Here is a 15,894-nt window from a genome sequence, read left to right as displayed (position 1 = left end):
TCGCCGATGGACGGCGCGTGCGAGGTGGAGCTTCGCAGCGGCGACGTGGTCCGGGTCCGGCCGATCCGCGACAGCGACGCCTTCGAGCTGCAGCGCGCGTTCGCGCTGATGAGCGAGCAGTCGCAGTACCGGCGGTTCATGACGGGCACCCCTCGGCTGACCGACAGCCAGGCGGCCTACTTCACCGCCGTGGACCACGTGGGCCACGAGGCGTACGTCGCCCACTCCCCGGACGACGAGACCTACATCATCGGCGTCGCACGCTTCATCCGCTACGTGTCCGCTCCTGACGACGCCGAGCTGGCGATCACGGTCGCGGACACGTGGCACGGCCGCGGGCTCGCCACCGCCCTGCTGCGCGTGCTCACCGCGCGGGCGGTCGAGGTGGGGGTGAAGCGGTTCCGGGCCGAGATGATGGCGGACAACGAGCCCATCCTGCGCCTCCTGCGCCGGGCCGGGATGACCGACGAGACCGTGCGCGGCGAGGTGGCGAGCGGCTCGATCGAGCTCGCTCCGCCCTGCTGAGTCAGGCGCGCGCCAGTCGGTCGGCCACGATGCGCCACACGTCGGGGTCGAACCCCATCCCGAGGTGCGTCGACGCCACCTCGACGTGCTCCGCCTGCGGCGTGGAGCGGTCGATGCACGCCTGCCACGAGACGACGCCGTCGCGCCGGGAGAACAGGACCGTGAGCGGCACGCGGATCGGCGAGGCGGCGTCCAACCGGCGGGCGACGCGGTCGGCGTCGGCGTCCCCACCCGCGCTGGAGGCGCGGGCCACGCTGGTGTGGCGGGCACCGCCGGCCACGGGCGTGCCATAGGTGATGACGCGACGTACGACGTCGGGGTGCCGTCGGGCGACCTCGCGGGCGATCACGCCGCCGAGGCTCCAGCCCACCAGCGAGGCGGGCCGGCCCGCCTCGTCGACCAGGTCGCGGACCCGCTCCGACAGCCGCTCGACGTCGCGGCGCGGGTCGCCGGTGTTGGTGCCGAAGCCCCAGCCGCGGGCGTCGTACCCGAGTCGGGAGAGGTAGGCGCGCAGCGGCGCACCGGTCAGCTCGGGCGCCTTCCACCCGGGGATGTCGACCACGAGGTGGCCGTCGCCGCGGGGAGCCCCGGTCAGCCGCGGGACGGCGCCGACCAGGCGGGCCGCGTCGAGGCCGGCCCCGACCTCGCCGAGCATCGTCCGACCCGTCGGCGGACCGGCAGGACGGTCGAGGTCGTGCGGGTCGTCGTGGGGCCGGGCCCGGGTGCGGACGCCCGCGGTGGACAGGAGCTGCTGGCCGCGCAGCGGGAGACGTGGCATGCCGCGAGCGTACGTCGACGGCCCTGCTGGACGGCCCTGCTGGAGAGCTCTGCTCGCGGACTCGGGTCCAAGGTCCCGGCCACCTGCGGACCTTGTCCCGCTCACCGCGTCCCTCACCTCCGACGAGGGTGGAGCCATGACCCTCCCGGAAGCCGTGCTCGTGCCTGCCCTGCCCACCCACGAGCGTTGGTTCGTCGAGTCCCAGCAGGCCGGGGACTGGTCGTTCTTCTTCTCGCCGCTGCCGCTCGTGCTGACCGCTGCCGTCGTCGTCGTGGCCGTGGCGTGGCGTGCGATCGCCCTCCGGGTCGACCGCCCCGAGCTGCCGGTGCTCCGTCCGCTGGGCCGGCTGGTGCCGTGGGTGCCGCGCCTGCTCGGGATCCACCTCGGCGTCGCGCTGCTCGCGCTGGCCGCGACGGGTGCCTTCATCACGCCGTCCAACGACCACCTCTCCGGCCCGGGCGGCAACGCACTGCTGCTCGTCGAGGCTGCGCTCGGCATCTGGCTGGTCACCGGCTGGCAGCTGCGCACGGCCGCCGCGCTGGTCCTCGGCCTCGCCCCGGCGCTCGCCCTGGTGGCCGGCTTCACGGCGCTCGGCGAGTGCGCCAACCTCGCGGCTGTCGCGGCCTTCCTGGTCGTCGTACCGCCCGGTCCTGACGCCCACGGCGCTGCCCACCCGTCGCGCGCGCAGCTGCGCTGGGCGCTGCTGTGGCTGCGCCTCGGCGTCGGCGCCGCACTGATCGTGCTCGCCTTCTCCGAGAAGCTCACCAACCCGGCGATGGCCGTCGACACCCTCGAGCGCTACCCGGCGCTCGACGTCTTCGCGCTCGTCGGCGTCCACGTCTCGCCGGAGACCTTCGTCGCGATCGCCGGAGCCACGGAGCTGCTGTTCGGGCTGCTCGTCATCTCGGGCGCCTTCCCGCAGGTGGCCGTGCTCGTCGCGATGGTGCCCTTCAACGCGACGCTTCTCCTCTTCGGCCAGACCGAGATGGTCGGCCACCTGCCGGTGTACGGCGTCTTCCTCGCGCTGCTCGTCTACGGCTCGTCGGAGGAGACCTTCCGCGCGGTGCGCTGGCTGCCGCGGCGGTCGGCGCGGCAGGTGGCCGTGCCGGCGGCCGTGGCCTGAGCCCGCTGGTCACGCTCAGGCGAGGGCACGCATGTCCCCGCTGAGGTGCTCGTGCGCGACCGAGCGACCCGCGGCGGCGAGGAGGAGCCACCGGACCTCCCCCTCGACCCGGCGACCGGAGCCCCACTCCCACGCCACGTCGGTGGCGACCAGGTGGAAGCCGCGGAGCCGGGGCCCGAGCGGGAAGCGTCGCGACCACCAGATCGTCCGCTCCAGCGCCGCGACGGCCGCGTCCTGCGGCACCGGGTGGTCGAGGCCGAGTGGGACGCAGATGTCCTGGGTGTGGACCAGGAGGTCGAGCAAGGGCTCGAGGTCGGAGACGCCCGGGACCTTGCGCCGCGAGCCGACGAACCCACGCAGCGTGGCCACGACCTGCTCGTGCGTCAGCGGGCTGTCGATCGCGGTGTCGCGGATCGTCGCGTGGTAGCGCAGGCCCGACCGGAGCGCCGGTCCGAGCACGTCGCGGACGCGCGCCTGGGCGAAGCAGAGGTGCGCCGCCACGTCGCGCACGGTCCAGGCCTCGCACAGCGAGGGCACCCGCCACGCGTCGTCCGGCAGCGTTTCGAGGAGGTCGGCCAGCGCGGCCCGTTCGGTGTCGACGTGGCGCCAGATCGTGTCGGTGTCCATGACGCGCCTCCCACAATTGGTCAGACTGTCTGACTAATATGCACCTGTGGCCACGCACACGTCAACGCCCTCTCCAGACCCCAACGTGGGAGTGCTGATGTACGTCGCCTCCCGGTCGCTGGAGGCGCGGGCGTACGACGCCGCTGTCGCCGCCGGCGCCGACGACCTGACGCCGACGCAGGCGCGGCTGATGGCGCAGATCGATCCCGACGGGACCCGGGTGGTCACGCTCGCCGCCCGGGCGCGCACGACCAAGCAGTCCGCCACGTCCCTCGTCGACCAGCTCGAACGTGCCGGCTACGTCGAGCGCGTCCCCGATCCCGCCGACGGCCGCGCCAAGCTCGTCCGCCTCACCGACCGCGCCCGCACCGTCGGCGCCGAGGCGAACGCCGAGGTCGCCCGGGCGCTCGGGGAGTGGGAGGAGCACGTCGGCACCGCACGGATGAGGGAGCTCGAGGAGACGATGCGGATGCTGCGGGGGATCACCGACCCCTGGGCGTGAGCGGCGGCCAGCCGCGCCGGACGTGCGCGACACTGGGAGACATGGACCAGGACGACAGCGTGGAGGCCGAGGGGTCCGGCGACGGGCCGCCGCAGGACCACAAGAACCACCCGGGCATCGTGCACTCGGCGACGGACCGGTTCTTGAGCAGCACACGGATGCTGGTGGAGCAGATCGCCAAGGTGGGAGGGGCGGGTGCGCAGGCGGTCGTCCCCGGGTCGGTCCTCTCGACGGCCGACCACATGCTCACGTCCATGCGGGAGGTCGTCGAGTCGGCCCCGCAGGTCGGAGCCGAGCTCGAGATCGTCATGAGGGAGATCCGCGCCAAGCGGTTGACCATCCAGGCCATCGAGGCCGAGCTGTCCGTCCTGGACGACCAGCTCGAGGTCCTCGAGCGTTCGCTGGCGCCGCTCCAGGCCTGGAGCAACCAATGGAGCAAGCTGCAGCACACGCTGCTCCACTCCCTCGACCCGCCGTCGGAGGAGCAGGACTGACTCGACCCTGGGGCTCCGGCCGCCGTTCACGGGTGGTCCAGCTGGATGCGGTCTCGAGCCCCGCGGCTAGTCGCTGCCTCCGTCGGCCGCTTGCTCAGCGAACTCGCTGATCCGCGCCGCCACCTCCGAGTCGAGCCCCGCGCGGAGAGCGTCGAGGTCGTCGACCAAGAACGACTGAGCGCCACACCAGTCGGACTTCACGACGACACCGTCGATGCACCAGTGCGCGTTGGTGCGGTGTCCGGCCAGGACGAGCTGGATGCGCTCGGCGTCCACGCTGGAGCCGTCCAGCAGCTGCGTGGCCTCGATCCCGATCCTGTGCAGCTCCGCCGCCTGTGGGTCCTGGTCGGGCTCGCTCTCGTCGAACTGCAGGTAGGACACGGCGTCCGCATCGTCGCGAAGCATCTGCCTCAGGACCAGGTGCTCGCCATAGGCGCCGATCGTGTCGGTGAGCGACGGCGCCGGCGCGCCGTCCACGTGGACCGTGCCGTCGGCATCTCGTGTGCCGTAGTGCTGGCTCTCCGAGCTGGGCGAGGCGTACGCGAACCGTCGCCACCGTCGAGCGTCACCGTCGTGATCGACGACGTGGTCCACGAGGTAGAGGGGACCGTCCTCGCCCATCTTGAACACTGTGCGCGTCCGCAGGCTCCGCGGCTCGAGGTGGCGAAGGATGGCGCCGCATCGTCCGACATCTCCGTCGACGAAGGCGTGGTACTCGGTCTTCAGGGGGTCTCCTCGAAGGTGCCGACAGGCGAGGGATCGATCTACCACTGGACTGTTCCACAGGACCGGTCAGCGACCCGCCCTCAGTGTCGGTGCCCTCTGGAAGAGTGCGTGCATGACAGCGATCGCGCACTTCGACGACCACGACGTGGTGGCGTTCGCGCGGTGGCTGGAGGCCGACCTCGCGTCACTGTCCGAGCGGCCGCTGTGGTCGATGTCGACCCAGGACACGGAGGCGGCGCTGCTGTCGCTGACCCGGGTCCGGGGCCAGCTCGACGCGCTGCTGATGCGCGTCCTGCGGCAGGCGGAGGCGGTGGGTGCCGGGATGGGCACCGGGGCGACGTCGACGCCCAGCTGGTGGTCGCACGCGACCCGAACCACCCGTGCCGAGGCGCACCGGATGGCGCGGCTGGCGAAGTCCCTGGAGGAGCACGACGAGGTCGCCCACGGGCTGGCGACCGGCGACCTGCGCACCGACCAGGCGCGCGTGATCGTCGACGCGGTGGACGACCTGCCCGACGCGGTCGAGGAGTGGGTGCCGGCCGCTGCGACCCGGTTCCTGCTCGACAAGGCGGCCGAGCACGACGCAAAGGACCTCCGCACGTTGGGGCGCCGGGTGCTCGAGGCGGTCGACCCCGCGGCCGCTGACGCGGAGGAGGCGCGCCGCCTCGAGGGCGAGGAGGCCGACGCCGTGGCTGCAGCCTCGTTCACCATGGTCGACGACGGGCACGGCACGTGCCACGGTCGCTTCACCATTCCGTCGCGCTACGGCGCGATGCTCATGAAGGACCTGAAGGCCCGCGTCGCACGCGAGTGCAGGAAGGGCGCGACCGGAGCTGTGACGGACGAGGAGCGGCCCGTGCCGCTGAGCCGGCACCGGGTGGGCCGGGCGTTCATGGACTACATCGAGACCCGATCGTCGGCGCCGGCGCCCAAGGCCGGCGGCGTGGCCGCAACGGTGGTCGTGACCATGGACCTCGAGACCCTGCTCGGCGGTATCAAGGCGGCGTCGCTCGACACTGGCGGCCGCATCAGCGCCGGCGAGGCGCGACGGCTCGCCTGCCGCGCGGGCATCATCCCCGTGGTGCTCGGCGGACCGAGCGTGCCGCTCGACGTCGGCCGCAAGCGGCGCTTCCACACCGAGGCCCAGCGGATCGCGATGGGGGTCCGCGACGGCGGGTGCACCGCCGCCGGCTGCGACGCCCCACCTGCGATGACCGAGGCCCACCACGACGAGGTGTCCTGGGGCGAGGGCGGCGGGACGAGCGTCGAGAAGGGTCGGCTGCTCTGCCCGCCCCACCACCGACGCATCCACGACCCGACGTTCCAGCACTCCCTCGACAAGCACGGCAAGGTCCGCTTCACCAGGCGGACGTGAGGAGGTCCTTGTCTGCAGCGGGAGAGTGGAGCCATGACCGAGCAGCAGCCCTACGAGGTCGTGCGCGAGCACCCCGGCTTCGAGCTGCGCCGCTACCCCGAGCACGTCGTCGCCGAGACGCGGGTGACTGCGACGTTCGAGGGTGCCGGGAACACCTCCTTCCGACGGCTCGTGGGCTACATCGGCGGGCGCAACACCCAGTCCCGCAAGGTCGCGATGACCGCGCCGGTCGTCCAGGAGGCTGAGGGCGAAACGGCCGGCCGCTTCGTGGTCGGCTTCGTCATGCCCGCCGACTTCGACCTCGCCGGCGCTCCCGACCCGACGGACCCCGACGTCCGCCTGCGGGCGGTCCCGGCACACACGGCCGCTGCGCTGAGGTTCTCCGGGCGCTGGACGCGTGACCGGTACGACGAGCACGCCCGCCGCCTCCTCGTCGCCCTCGACGCGGCCGGCCTCGAGGTCGTCGGACGGCCGCGGTTCGCGCGCTTCGACCCGCCGTGGACGCCGTGGTTCCTGCGGCGCAACGAGGTCGTCGTACCGGTGGCGGATCCACATGATTGACGTCAGCTCAATGCGCGTGCGCGTCCGACGTGCCGCGGGCTAGCCTCGAGGCCTCGCCCCACCCCTGGGGCGACCGGGCTCCGCAGGCTCGACCTGCGCGGCGACCGGGATCCGTGAACAGTGGTCCGACCACATCGGCAGGGGTTGCCCGGCGGCCGGGTCTCCGACCCGGCCCGTCGGTGCCGGCCGCGCGCGGACGAACCCGGGTGCGCGCGGGCAACCCCGCGCGCAGCCCTCAGCCGCGCAGCCGCACGGACAGGCAGGTGACGCAGCCCTCGAGCTTCTCGTACTCCGTGACGTCGACCGTGACCACCCGCAGCCCGCGGTCCTCGTAGAGCGCCCGGGTGCGGGGTGCGGCCGCCGACATCAGCACGGTCCGCTCGTCGAGCAGCACGACGTGCGAGCCGGGCTCCTCGGGGACCGCGAGGAACGAGTCCCACGTGGACGGGTCGTCGACGACCTCCTCCCACCCGACGACGGTGCCGTCGGGAAGTGCGGTGACCGCGGACTTGAGGTGCAGCGCCTTCGTCAGCGGTACGGCGACCACGCGGGCGCCGAGCGGGCCGAGGTGCTCGGCGAGCTGGTCGATGCCGGCCTGGTTGGTGCGCCCGCCCAGCCCGACCCACACCGTGCCGTCGTGCTTGAGCACGTCGCCGCCGTCGAGGGTGCCGGGTGACTCGATGTGGGCGATCCGGTAGCCCAGGTCGCGCAGCGCCTGCTCCGTGCCGGCGACCTCGGCCTTGCGCTCGTCGGCTCCGGGGCGCGTGATGACCGCCAGGTCGTCGTACACCACCACGGTGTCCTCGACGAACACCGAGTCCGGGCAGTCGGGGGCCGGTGCGACCTCGATCGTCTCCCAGCCCTCGGCCTGCAGCGCGGCGACGTAGGCCTCCCACTGACGCTGCGCGAGGTCGAGGTCGACCGGGACGCGGTCGATGTGGGTCAGCAGGCCTTCGGCGAGACGGGGACTGGGGCGGCGGACGAGGGCGCGACGGTTCACCCGTCGATCTTCGCAGTGCCCGGCCGTGGCCGGGCAGCAGGCCGGGTCGGCGGGCTGCAGCACGTGTCGGTCCGCCTTGACATCCGATCCGCTCCCGTCGAAGGGTGACCCCCGACCCCGTGTCTCGAGGACGAGGAGAGATCGTCATGCCCAGCACCAGCGAGAAGGAACGATCTCCGGGACTGTCGGGGGTGATGCGGCCGATCAACTCGGTCGTCGAGCGCTTCATCCCCAGTGCTCTGGTTTTCGCCATCGTGCTCACCTTCGTCGTGGCGATCCTCGCGCTGCTGCTCACCGACGCCGGCCCGGCCGACGTCGTACGCGGCTGGGGTGACGGCCTTTCGGGGCTGCTGGCGTTCATGACCCAGATGGCGCTGATCCTGCTGCTGGGCCACACCCTGGCCAACACCGGCCCGGTACGTCGGCTCCTCGCCACCCTGGGTGGCCTGCCGAGGACGGCCCTGCAGGGCTACCTGTTCGTCTTCGGGGTCGCCGCCGTTGCCTCCCTCATCACGTGGGGCCTCGGCCTCGTCGTCGGAGTGCTGCTGGCCGTCGAGGTCGCGCGGCAGGGTCGCGAGAAGGGCCTGGCCCTGCACTTCCCGCTGCTGGTGGCGGCGGGCTACTCCGGCTACGTGATCTGGCACATGGGCTACTCCGGCTCCGGCACCCTCACCGCAGCGACCGAGGGCTCCTTCATCGCCGAGCAGCTCGGGGAGACGATCCCGATCAGCGAGACCACCTTCGCCTGGTGGAACCTGCTCGCGATCGTCGTCACGATCGCCGCGGTGGGCATCGGCATCGCCCTCGTCGCGCCTCGCGCCGGCGACGACGTCGTGGAGATGAAGGCCGACGCCCGCTTCGACGACGAGATCGTGATCGACGACGAGGTCGTCACGCCGGCCGACCGCGTCGACGCGAGCCGCGTCCTCACGCTGATGGTGGGCCTGGCCCTCGTCGCGTACCTCGTCATCCACTACGCGGACGGCGGCACCGCGACCCTGGACATCGTCAACTGGACCTTCCTCGCGCTGATCTTCCTGCTCGTGCGCAGCCCGCTCGAGCTGATCGCGCTCGTCAAGAACGCCGCGTCCAACGTCGGCGAGATCCTGCTGCAGTTCCCCCTCTACGCCGGGATCATGGGAATCATGGCCACCTCGGGGCTGATCACCGTCTTCTCCGACTTCATCGTCGACACGGCCGGGCCGTCGACCTTCGGACTGCTGGCCTTCCTCTCGGCGGGGGTGGTGAACTTCTTCGTGCCCTCGGGCGGCGGGCAGTTCGCCGTGCAGGGACCGGTCATGCTCGACGCTGGGGCCCGCCTGGGTGTCGACCCGTCCGTGACGATCATGGCGATCGCCTACGGCGACCAGTGGACCAACATGATCCAGCCCTTCTGGGCACTTCCGGTGCTGGCCATCTCCGGACTCAAGCTCCGCGACATCCTCGGCTACACCCTGGTCACGATGATCGCGTCCGGCCTGGTCTTCGCGGGGACGATGCTCCTCGTCGGGGCGGGGTAGCCGGGCCGGGGCGGGGACCGTCGACCCCGGCCCCGTGGTCGCGGATCGTCCCGGCGATGTCCGGGCTCACCCAGTCCTCGTGCCTTCCGCGGCGTCGTACTCTTGAAGCACCCCCTTGGTTGGACGTGCGATGTGGTGGCTTGCCTGGCTGATTGCCGCAGTGCTCCTCGGCGTGGCGGAGTTCCTCACGCTGACGCTGGCGTTCGGCCTCCTCGCGGCTGCGTCTCTCGCAGCGGCCGTCGCTGCGGGCGTCGGCGCGTCCGTACCGGTGCAGCTGCTGGTCTTCGCGGTGACCGGCGGCATCGGGCTGATCGCCGTACGGCCCATCGCGAAGCGGCACCTCGCGCTGCCGCCCGTCTCGCGCGAGGGCACCGACGCGCTCGTGGGTCGGTCCGCCGTGGTGACGAGCGAGGTCAGCGCTGCCGGCGGCGTGGTGCACCTCTCCGGTGAGGACTGGTCGGCGCGGCCCTACGTCGAGGGGCTGGTGATCCCGGCCGGGGTGCAGGTCGACGTGTTCGAGATCGCGGGTGCGACCGCGCTGGTGCACCCCCGTGACGCCCTGCTCGAACCCCTACCCAGAGAGACGTGAGTGCGATGGAACTGTTGTGGGTGCCCTTGGTCGTGCTGGCCGCCCTGGTCGCCTTCGTGGTGGCCTCGTCGATCCGGATCGTGCCGCAGGCGCGGCGCTACAACATCGAGAGGTTCGGTCGCTACCAGCGCACCCTCCAGCCGGGGCTGAACCTGATCATCCCGCTGGTGGACCGGGTCAACACCAAGCTCGACGTGCGCGAGCACGTCTACACGTCCGAGCCGAAGCCGGTGATCACCGAGGACAACCTGGTGGTCGCCATCGACACGGTCCTGTACTACCAGATCACCGACCCGCGGGCGGCGGCGTACGAGGTCACCGACTACCTCCGCGCGATCGACCAGCTGACCGTCACCACCCTGCGCAACCTCATCGGCTCGATGGACCTCGAGAGCACGCTCACCTCGCGCGAGACCATCAACGAGCGGTTGCGCGAGGTCCTCGACGAGGCGACGGGACGGTGGGGGATCCGGGTCAACCGGGTGGAGATCAAGGCGATCGACCCGCCGCGCAGCATCCAGGAGGCGATGGAGAAGCAGATGCGCGCCGAGCGCGACAAGCGCGCGGTGATCCTGCACGCCGAGGGTGAGCGGCAGTCGCTGATCCTCACTGCCGAAGGCCGTCAGCAGGCCAAGATCCTGGAGGCGGAGGGCGAGGCCCGGGCGCTGGAGCGGGTCTTCCAGGCCGTCCACGACAACGACGCCGACCCGCAGGTGCTCGCCTACAAGTACCTCGAGATGCTGCCGCGCCTCGCCGAGAACGGCAACGGCTACTTCGTGATCCCCGGCGAGCTCAGCGAGGCGATGCGGACCGTGACGTCGGCCTTCACGGCCGATCGCGGCGGGGATGCGGGGACACACCCCGCGACCGATGACCGGGCCACGCCCGAGCAGCGACCTCCCCGCGCCCTACGAAGCCAGCGACCCTCCGAAGATCTGCCACGCGAGCGCTGACTTGGCGACCAGGCTGAGCACGAGGTAGGCCTTCTCGCCGAACGCGTAGCTCCGCCAGGGCCCGAGGCCGCGGTACTGGAGCCACTGGTTGAGCGCGAAGCTGTTGAAGAAGACGAACAGCGACACGAAGATGCCGACGACGAACCCGGGCACCTCCTCGGCGGCGACGAGGTTGTAGCCGATGGCGATCCACGGCGTCGCTCCTGCGACGCAGCCGAACCAGAAGGGCTTCATCGTCCGGGTCGGGCTGCCGGGCGGGTTGGCCGACTCCTGGAGCCAGCCGAAGAGGATCATCGCCACGTTGGCGCCGATGATGCCGATGAGGGCCGCGATGTCGACGACGCCCGAGTAGAGGGCGATCAGCACCACCATGATCGTGGCGCTGAAGGAGTACTCGACCCAGCGGAACCGGTTGATCCCGCCCCGCAGGTCGCGTTCGTAGGTGCGCCGCGCGACGGTCGCCGTGAGCAGGTGGTCGAGGCTCGCCAGGAGGAGGAAGACCGCGATGGTGGCACCGATCGGGAGGTCGACGAGTGCCTCGGGCGAGGCCGGTGCCGAACCGGGAGGGCCCGTGGGCAGCGTCCGGGTGATCGTGATCGCGAAGTCCGTCGCCAGCGCGAGCACCGCGACCGCCTGCCCGAGGTGCAGCAGGGTGAGGGCGAGGTTCCAGCGCCGCAACGACCCCAGGGACGCTTGGTCGACACCGGTCGCGGTCACGTCGGACGTGGTCATGCCCCCATCATGAGGCCTCGCGGCTGGCGCCGGCGGGCGAGCGGCAGGTCAGTCGCGCGACGGTCGCAGCCGCTCGACCACCTCGCGGCGCAGGACCTTGCCCATCGGGTTGGTCGGCAGCTCGTCGACGAACACCACCCGCCGCGGCACCTTGTAGGGGGTGAGCCCCTGGCGGGAGTGCGCGCGCAGCTCGTCGGGCTCCACCGGCACACCCTCCACGAGCACGACGGCCGCGACGACCTCCTCGCCACCGTCGTCGTGCGGCAGGCCCACCACCGCCACGTCGACGACCCCGGCGTGGGTGCGCAGCACGGCCTCGACCTCGGAGGGATAGACGTTGAACCCGCCGGTGATGATGATCTCCTTGATCCGGTCCACGATCGTCAGGAAGCCGTCGGGCGACATGGTCACCACGTCCCCCGTGCGGAACCACCCGTCGTGGAAGGCGGCCGCCGTCTCCTCCGGGAGCCCGCGGTAGCCGGAGAAGACCTGCGGACCGCGCACCAGCAGCTCGCCGCGCTCGCCCTGCGGCACCTCGCGGTCGAGGTCCTCGGGGTCGGCGATGCGGATCTCCACGTCGGGGAAGGGCACGCCGATCGCGCCCGGGCGCCGCGCGCTGGTCATCGGGTTGCCGACGATCACCGGTGACGTCTCGGTCAGGCCGTAGCCCTCGACGAGCAGCCCGCCGGTGGCGGCCTCCCAGCGCTCGACGAGCCGGGCCGGGAGCGGCATCGCCCCGGACAGGGCGTAGCGGATGCCCCGGATCGAGACCCCGCGGCGCTCCGCCTCGTCGACGATGCGCTGGTAGAGCGGCGGCACCGCGGGCACGAAGCTCGGCACCTCGCGCCCGATGGCGTCCATGATCAGGCCGATCTCGGGCTTGGGCAGCAGCACCAGCTTGGCGGCCAGGGCCACTCCGAGCAGCACGCTCACCGTGACGCCGTACGCGTGGAACAGCGGCAGCGCGACCAGGAAGGACTCCTCGCCCTCCTCGAGCCCCGACACCCAGGCGCGGCCCTGGACGACGTTGGCGACGAGGTTGCGGTGCCGCAGCGGCACTCCCTTGGGCACGCCGGTCGTACCGGAGGTGTAGAGCAGGAGCGCGACGTCGTCCTTTCGGGGCCGCGGGTGTGAGTCGTCCAGCGGCACGCCGGAGGCCAGCTCGGACCACTGCATGACCTGCGGCGCCGGGGACGTCAGCTGGTCGCGGGCCGCACGCGCCTTCGGGACGGGCAGGCGCAGCGCGAGGCGCTTGGTCCACGGGAGCCGGGTGGTCAGGTCGACCGCGACGACGTGCTCGACGGCCGAGCCGTCGACGAGCTCCTCGACGACCGGCACCACCTTGTCCCAGACGATCGCGACCCGGGCGCCGTGGTCGACGAACGGGTGGCGCAGCTCTGACGCGGTGTAGAGCGGGTTGTGCTCGACGACGGTCGCCCCGAGGCGCAGCACCGCGAAGAAGGCGATGACGTTCTGCGGGCAGTTGGGCATCACCAGTGCGACGTTGTCGCCGGGACGTACGCCGATCGCGTGCAGGCCGCCCGCCACACGGCGTACCTCGTCGTCCACCTGGGCGTAGGTCGAGACCCGCCCCAGGAAGTCCAGCGCCGGCCGATCGGGGTGCCGCCGCACGGCGCCCTCCCACAGGTCGAGCACCGTGGTGTCGCCGTAGTCGAGGTGCAGGGGCACCCCGGGCGCGTAGGAGTCTGCCCACGGGGGCTGCTGAGCCGGCACGGTGCCAACGTATCGCCCCGGGAGCCGGGCCACAGGGGCAGTCGGTCCCACCCGCCGGGGACCAAGGCCCCTGACGCCGGCGCCCACCGCGGAGGAGGCTCGGGTCACCAGCAGACGCCGAGTGGAGGCCACCGTGATCACCAGCAGCAGACGCAGCATGCATCCCACCGACGTGGTCGCCCGGGTGATGGTGTGGCCGGTGGCGACCGTGCCCGGTGAGGCCTCCCTGCTCGAGGTCGCCGAGGCGCTGGCGGCCGACGGCATCGGCGCCCTCGGCGTCGTCGAGGGCGGGCACCTCGTCGGTGTCGTGTCGGAGCGCGACGTCGTGCAGCACCTGGCGCAGGGGGCGAACCCCGACCACGTGACGGCCGCGGACGTGATGGCCACCGACCTCGTCACCGTCAGCCCGGACGACCGGATCCTCGACACGGCGCGGCGGATGGTGGAGGCGCAGGTACGGCACCTCCCGGTGCTCCAGGGTGCCGAGATCGCCGGCTTCGTCTCGATGCGCGACCTGTTCGAGGTCCTCGTCGACGTCGCCGCCCACGAGGAGGACGTGGTCGTGGTCCCGAGCGGCACCCGGGTCGTGGTGCGCCAGGAGTGACGCCCGGGCGTCACAGCCCGGCGACGACCTCCGTGCCCTGCTTGATCGCGCGCTTGGCGTCGAGCTCGGCGGCCACATCGGCTCCGCCGATCAGGTGCACCGTGGCGCCGCCGATCAGGTGGGCGCCGGACCCGTCGAGGTCGTCGTACAGCTCCCGCACGGAGTCCTGGCCGGCGCAGACCACGATCGTGTCCGCCTCGATCACCCGCGGGACGCCGTCGACGGTGACGTGGAGGCCCGCGTCGTCGATGCGGTCGTAGGTCGCGCCGCTGACCTGGGTGACCTTGGACTGCTTGAGCACCGCGCGGTGCGCCCAGCCCGACGTCTTGCCCAGGCCGATGCCGATCGGTGTGGTCTTGCGCTGCACCAGCGTCACATCGCGCGCCGGGGTGCGCGGCTTCGCCTCGACCAGGCCGCCCTCGTGCAGCGCGGGGTCGCCGACGCCCCAGTGGGCCATCCAGTCGTCGAGGTCCTCGTGCTCGTGGGTGAGGAACACGCTGACGTCGACACCGATGCCGCCCGCGCCGATCACGGCAACCCGCCTGCCCGGCACGACGGCGCCGCTCAGCACGTCGGCGTACGACGCCACGGACGGGTGGTCGATGCCGGGGATCTCCGGGATGCGGGGCTGCACGCCCGTCGCGACGACCACCTGGTCGAAGCCGGCGAGGTCGGCGGCGGTCGCCGCGGTCGAGAGACGTACGTCGACGCCGAGCACCTCGAGGCGGCGGGTGAAGTAGCGCAGGGTGTCGGCGAAGTCCTCCTTGCCCGGGACCGCCATCGCGAGGCGGAACTGGCCGCCGAGCTCGGGCGACTTCTCGAAGAGGGTCACTGCGAAGCCGCGCTCGGCAGCGCTCGTGGCGGCGGCGAGACCGGCGGGGCCGGCGCCGACGACGGCGACGGTCTGCTTGCGGAGGGCGGGCATGAGCACCAGCTCGGTCTCGTGGCAGGCGCGCGGGTTGACCAGGCAGGAGGCCCGCTCGTTGCTGAAGACGTGGTCGAGGCAGGCCTGGTTGCAGGCGATGCAGGTGTTGATCTCGTCGGCGCGCTCGTCCATCGCCTTGGCGACGAAGGCCGGGTCGGCCAGCAGCGGGCGCGCCATCGAGACCAGGTCGGCCTCCCCGGCCGCGAGGATGTCCTCGGCGAGCTCGGGGGTGTTGATCCGGTTGGAGGCGCAGACCGGGACGTCGACGACCTCCTTGAGGCGGGCGGTGTGCGAGCGCCAGGCGCCGCGGGGGACCTGCGTGATGATCGTCGGCACCCGCGCCTCGTGCCAGCCGATGCCGGTGTTGAAGACGGTGACGCCGGCGGCCTGCAGGTGCAGCGCGAGCTCGGCGACCTCCTCCCAGGTCTGCCCGCCCTCGACGAGGTCGAGCAGGGAGATCCGGTAGACGATCGGGAAGTCGGGGCCGACCAGCTCGCGCGAGCGGCGTACGACCTCGACGGCGAAGTGCATCCGGCGCGCGGGCGAGCCACCCCACTGGTCGTCGCGGTCGTTGGTGCGGGCGGCGAGGAACTGGTTGATGAGGTAGCCCTCGGAGCCCATGATCTCGACGGCGTCGTAGCCGGCCTTGCGGGCGAGCGCGACGCTCTTGGCGAAGGCGGTCGCGGTGTGGTCGACCTCCTTGCTCGACATCGCGCTCGGCTTGAAGGGCGTGATCGGCGACTTCTTGTCCGACGCGCTCTGCGAGAACGGGTGGTAGCCGTAGCGGCCGGCGTGCAGGACCTGCAGCGCGATCGCGCCACCGGCCTCGTGCACCGCACCCGTGACCCGCTCGTGCCGCTTCGCGTGGAGGCGGTTGGTCATCTCGCTGGCGAACGGCTTGAGCCAGCCGCGCTTGGTCGGGGCGTAGCCGCCCGTGATGATCAGGCCGACGCCGCCGCGTGCCCGCTCCTCGAAGAACGCCGCGAGCTTGTCGATGTCCCACGGGTGGTCCTCGAGCCCGGTGTGCATCGAGCCCATGACGACCCGGTTGCGCAGCGTCAGCGCGTCGGGCCCGGCACCGAGGGTGATCGGCTCGAGGAGGTGGGGGTAGCGGGGGTGCGTCATG

The 15,894-nt window shown here is 72.1% G+C and carries 17 protein-coding genes; 10 read left to right on the top strand and 7 right to left on the bottom strand.

Annotated elements, in window-relative coordinates:
- Positions 1–6: 6 nt before the first annotated feature.
- Positions 7–525, top strand: coding sequence for a GNAT family N-acetyltransferase (locus Q1B24_RS09215; protein WP_299926709.1), 519 nt, complete (start codon positions 7–9; stop codon positions 523–525).
- Between the two features lies 1 nt (position 526).
- On the opposite strand, the gene Q1B24_RS09210 is transcribed toward Q1B24_RS09215, so the two are convergent.
- On the bottom strand, positions 527–1,303 hold the full coding sequence (locus Q1B24_RS09210; RefSeq protein WP_299926706.1) for an alpha/beta hydrolase: 777 nt from the start codon (positions 1,301–1,303) through the stop codon (positions 527–529).
- 136 nt (positions 1,304–1,439) lie between these two features.
- On the opposite strand from Q1B24_RS09210, the gene Q1B24_RS09205 reads away from it, so the two are divergent.
- Positions 1,440–2,426 (top strand): hypothetical protein, encoded by a 987-nt coding sequence (locus Q1B24_RS09205; protein ID WP_299926704.1) that lies wholly within the window; start codon positions 1,440–1,442, stop codon positions 2,424–2,426.
- A 15-nt stretch (positions 2,427–2,441) separates the two neighbouring features.
- Here Q1B24_RS09205 and Q1B24_RS09200 read toward each other — a convergent pair whose 3' ends face one another.
- The gene (locus tag Q1B24_RS09200) at positions 2,442–3,053 is read right to left on the bottom strand and encodes a maleylpyruvate isomerase family mycothiol-dependent enzyme (protein WP_299926701.1); all 612 of its coding nucleotides are present in this window, start codon (positions 3,051–3,053) and stop codon (positions 2,442–2,444) included.
- A gap of 97 nt (positions 3,054–3,150) precedes the next feature.
- Between Q1B24_RS09200 and Q1B24_RS09195 the strand changes: the two genes are divergently transcribed.
- Positions 3,151–3,555, top strand: coding sequence for a MarR family transcriptional regulator (locus tag Q1B24_RS09195; RefSeq protein WP_299926698.1), 405 nt, complete (start codon positions 3,151–3,153; stop codon positions 3,553–3,555).
- A gap of 41 nt (positions 3,556–3,596) precedes the next feature.
- Complete coding sequence (locus Q1B24_RS09190; protein ID WP_299926695.1) at positions 3,597–4,049, top strand: hypothetical protein; 453 nt, start codon at positions 3,597–3,599, stop codon at positions 4,047–4,049.
- Between the two features lie 66 nt (positions 4,050–4,115).
- On the opposite strand, the gene Q1B24_RS09185 is transcribed toward Q1B24_RS09190, so the two are convergent.
- Positions 4,116–4,670, bottom strand: a complete 555-nt coding sequence (locus tag Q1B24_RS09185; RefSeq protein ID WP_299926692.1) for a hypothetical protein — start codon at positions 4,668–4,670, stop codon at positions 4,116–4,118.
- Between the two features lie 217 nt (positions 4,671–4,887).
- Here Q1B24_RS09185 and Q1B24_RS09180 point away from each other — a divergent pair, with 217 nt between their 5' ends.
- Positions 4,888–6,150, top strand: a complete 1,263-nt coding sequence (locus tag Q1B24_RS09180) for an HNH endonuclease signature motif containing protein (RefSeq protein ID WP_299926689.1) — start codon at positions 4,888–4,890, stop codon at positions 6,148–6,150.
- Positions 6,151–6,183: 33 nt separating this feature from the next.
- The gene (locus tag Q1B24_RS09175; RefSeq protein ID WP_299926686.1) at positions 6,184–6,711 is read left to right on the top strand and encodes a heme-binding protein; all 528 of its coding nucleotides are present in this window, start codon (positions 6,184–6,186) and stop codon (positions 6,709–6,711) included.
- Positions 6,712–6,946: 235 nt separating this feature from the next.
- Here Q1B24_RS09175 and ddaH read toward each other — a convergent pair whose 3' ends face one another.
- A complete protein-coding gene (gene ddaH / locus Q1B24_RS09170; RefSeq protein WP_299926683.1) occupies positions 6,947–7,711 on the bottom strand; it encodes a dimethylargininase in 765 nt (254 codons plus the stop codon).
- Positions 7,712–7,857: 146 nt separating this feature from the next.
- Here ddaH and Q1B24_RS09165 point away from each other — a divergent pair, with 146 nt between their 5' ends.
- The 3 genes from Q1B24_RS09165 to Q1B24_RS09155 all read left to right on the top strand — a co-directional run bounded on the left by Q1B24_RS09165 (position 7,858) and on the right by Q1B24_RS09155 (position 10,773).
- Complete coding sequence (locus Q1B24_RS09165; RefSeq protein WP_299926680.1) at positions 7,858–9,231, top strand: TIGR00366 family protein; 1,374 nt, start codon at positions 7,858–7,860, stop codon at positions 9,229–9,231.
- 130 nt (positions 9,232–9,361) lie between these two features.
- Positions 9,362–9,820, top strand: a complete 459-nt coding sequence (locus tag Q1B24_RS09160; protein ID WP_299926677.1) for an NfeD family protein — start codon at positions 9,362–9,364, stop codon at positions 9,818–9,820.
- 5 nt (positions 9,821–9,825) lie between these two features.
- Positions 9,826–10,773 (top strand): SPFH domain-containing protein, encoded by a 948-nt coding sequence (locus Q1B24_RS09155; protein ID WP_299927209.1) that lies wholly within the window; start codon positions 9,826–9,828, stop codon positions 10,771–10,773.
- Here Q1B24_RS09155 and heR read toward each other — a convergent pair.
- Both heR and Q1B24_RS09145 read right to left on the bottom strand, forming a co-directional pair.
- On the bottom strand, positions 10,729–11,505 hold the full coding sequence (heR, locus tag Q1B24_RS09150) for a heliorhodopsin HeR (protein WP_299926674.1): 777 nt from the start codon (positions 11,503–11,505) through the stop codon (positions 10,729–10,731). The two genes, Q1B24_RS09155 and heR, sit on opposite strands and share 45 nt — an antisense overlap.
- A gap of 48 nt (positions 11,506–11,553) precedes the next feature.
- Positions 11,554–13,239, bottom strand: a complete 1,686-nt coding sequence (locus Q1B24_RS09145) for a long-chain-fatty-acid--CoA ligase (protein WP_299926671.1) — start codon at positions 13,237–13,239, stop codon at positions 11,554–11,556.
- Between the two features lie 157 nt (positions 13,240–13,396).
- Between Q1B24_RS09145 and Q1B24_RS09140 the strand changes: the two genes are divergently transcribed.
- A complete protein-coding gene (locus Q1B24_RS09140; RefSeq protein WP_299926668.1) occupies positions 13,397–13,843 on the top strand; it encodes a CBS domain-containing protein in 447 nt (148 codons plus the stop codon).
- 10 nt (positions 13,844–13,853) lie between these two features.
- Here Q1B24_RS09140 and Q1B24_RS09135 read toward each other — a convergent pair whose 3' ends face one another.
- Positions 13,854–15,893: an NADPH-dependent 2,4-dienoyl-CoA reductase gene (locus Q1B24_RS09135; RefSeq protein WP_299926665.1), complete on the bottom strand. Its 2,040-nt coding sequence runs from the start codon at positions 15,891–15,893 to the stop codon at positions 13,854–13,856.
- Position 15,894 lies beyond the last annotated feature (1 nt).

This window comes from uncultured Nocardioides sp., from assembly GCF_947488025.1.
Lineage (GTDB): Bacteria > Actinomycetota > Actinomycetes > Propionibacteriales > Nocardioidaceae > Nocardioides.
The sequence above is the reverse complement of the archived record's forward strand: the minus strand, read 5'-3'. Positions and strand labels throughout refer to the sequence as shown.

What these genes read in the sequence shown, in the direction of transcription:
- Q1B24_RS09215 (WP_299926709.1), top strand. Translation starts at nt 7, where the DNA reads ATGGACGGCGCGTGCGAGGTGGAGCTTCGCAGCGGCGACGTGGTCCGG.
- Q1B24_RS09210 (WP_299926706.1), bottom strand. Translation starts at nt 1,303, where the DNA reads ATGCCACGTCTCCCGCTGCGCGGCCAGCAGCTCCTGTCCACCGCGGGC.
- Q1B24_RS09205 (WP_299926704.1), top strand. Translation starts at nt 1,440, where the DNA reads ATGACCCTCCCGGAAGCCGTGCTCGTGCCTGCCCTGCCCACCCACGAG.
- Q1B24_RS09200 (WP_299926701.1), bottom strand. Translation starts at nt 3,053, where the DNA reads ATGGACACCGACACGATCTGGCGCCACGTCGACACCGAACGGGCCGCG.
- Q1B24_RS09195 (WP_299926698.1), top strand. Translation starts at nt 3,151, where the DNA reads ATGTACGTCGCCTCCCGGTCGCTGGAGGCGCGGGCGTACGACGCCGCT.
- Q1B24_RS09190 (WP_299926695.1), top strand. Translation starts at nt 3,597, where the DNA reads ATGGACCAGGACGACAGCGTGGAGGCCGAGGGGTCCGGCGACGGGCCG.
- Q1B24_RS09185 (WP_299926692.1), bottom strand. Translation starts at nt 4,670, where the DNA reads ATGGGCGAGGACGGTCCCCTCTACCTCGTGGACCACGTCGTCGATCAC.
- Q1B24_RS09180 (WP_299926689.1), top strand. Translation starts at nt 4,888, where the DNA reads ATGACAGCGATCGCGCACTTCGACGACCACGACGTGGTGGCGTTCGCG.
- Q1B24_RS09175 (WP_299926686.1), top strand. Translation starts at nt 6,184, where the DNA reads ATGACCGAGCAGCAGCCCTACGAGGTCGTGCGCGAGCACCCCGGCTTC.
- Q1B24_RS09165 (WP_299926680.1), top strand. Translation starts at nt 7,858, where the DNA reads ATGCCCAGCACCAGCGAGAAGGAACGATCTCCGGGACTGTCGGGGGTG.
- Q1B24_RS09160 (WP_299926677.1), top strand. Translation starts at nt 9,362, where the DNA reads ATGTGGTGGCTTGCCTGGCTGATTGCCGCAGTGCTCCTCGGCGTGGCG.
- Q1B24_RS09155 (WP_299927209.1), top strand. Translation starts at nt 9,826, where the DNA reads ATGGAACTGTTGTGGGTGCCCTTGGTCGTGCTGGCCGCCCTGGTCGCC.
- heR (WP_299926674.1), bottom strand. Translation starts at nt 11,505, where the DNA reads ATGACCACGTCCGACGTGACCGCGACCGGTGTCGACCAAGCGTCCCTG.
- Q1B24_RS09140 (WP_299926668.1), top strand. Translation starts at nt 13,397, where the DNA reads ATGCATCCCACCGACGTGGTCGCCCGGGTGATGGTGTGGCCGGTGGCG.
- Q1B24_RS09135 (WP_299926665.1), bottom strand. Translation starts at nt 15,893, where the DNA reads ATGACGCACCCCCGCTACCCCCACCTCCTCGAGCCGATCACCCTCGGT.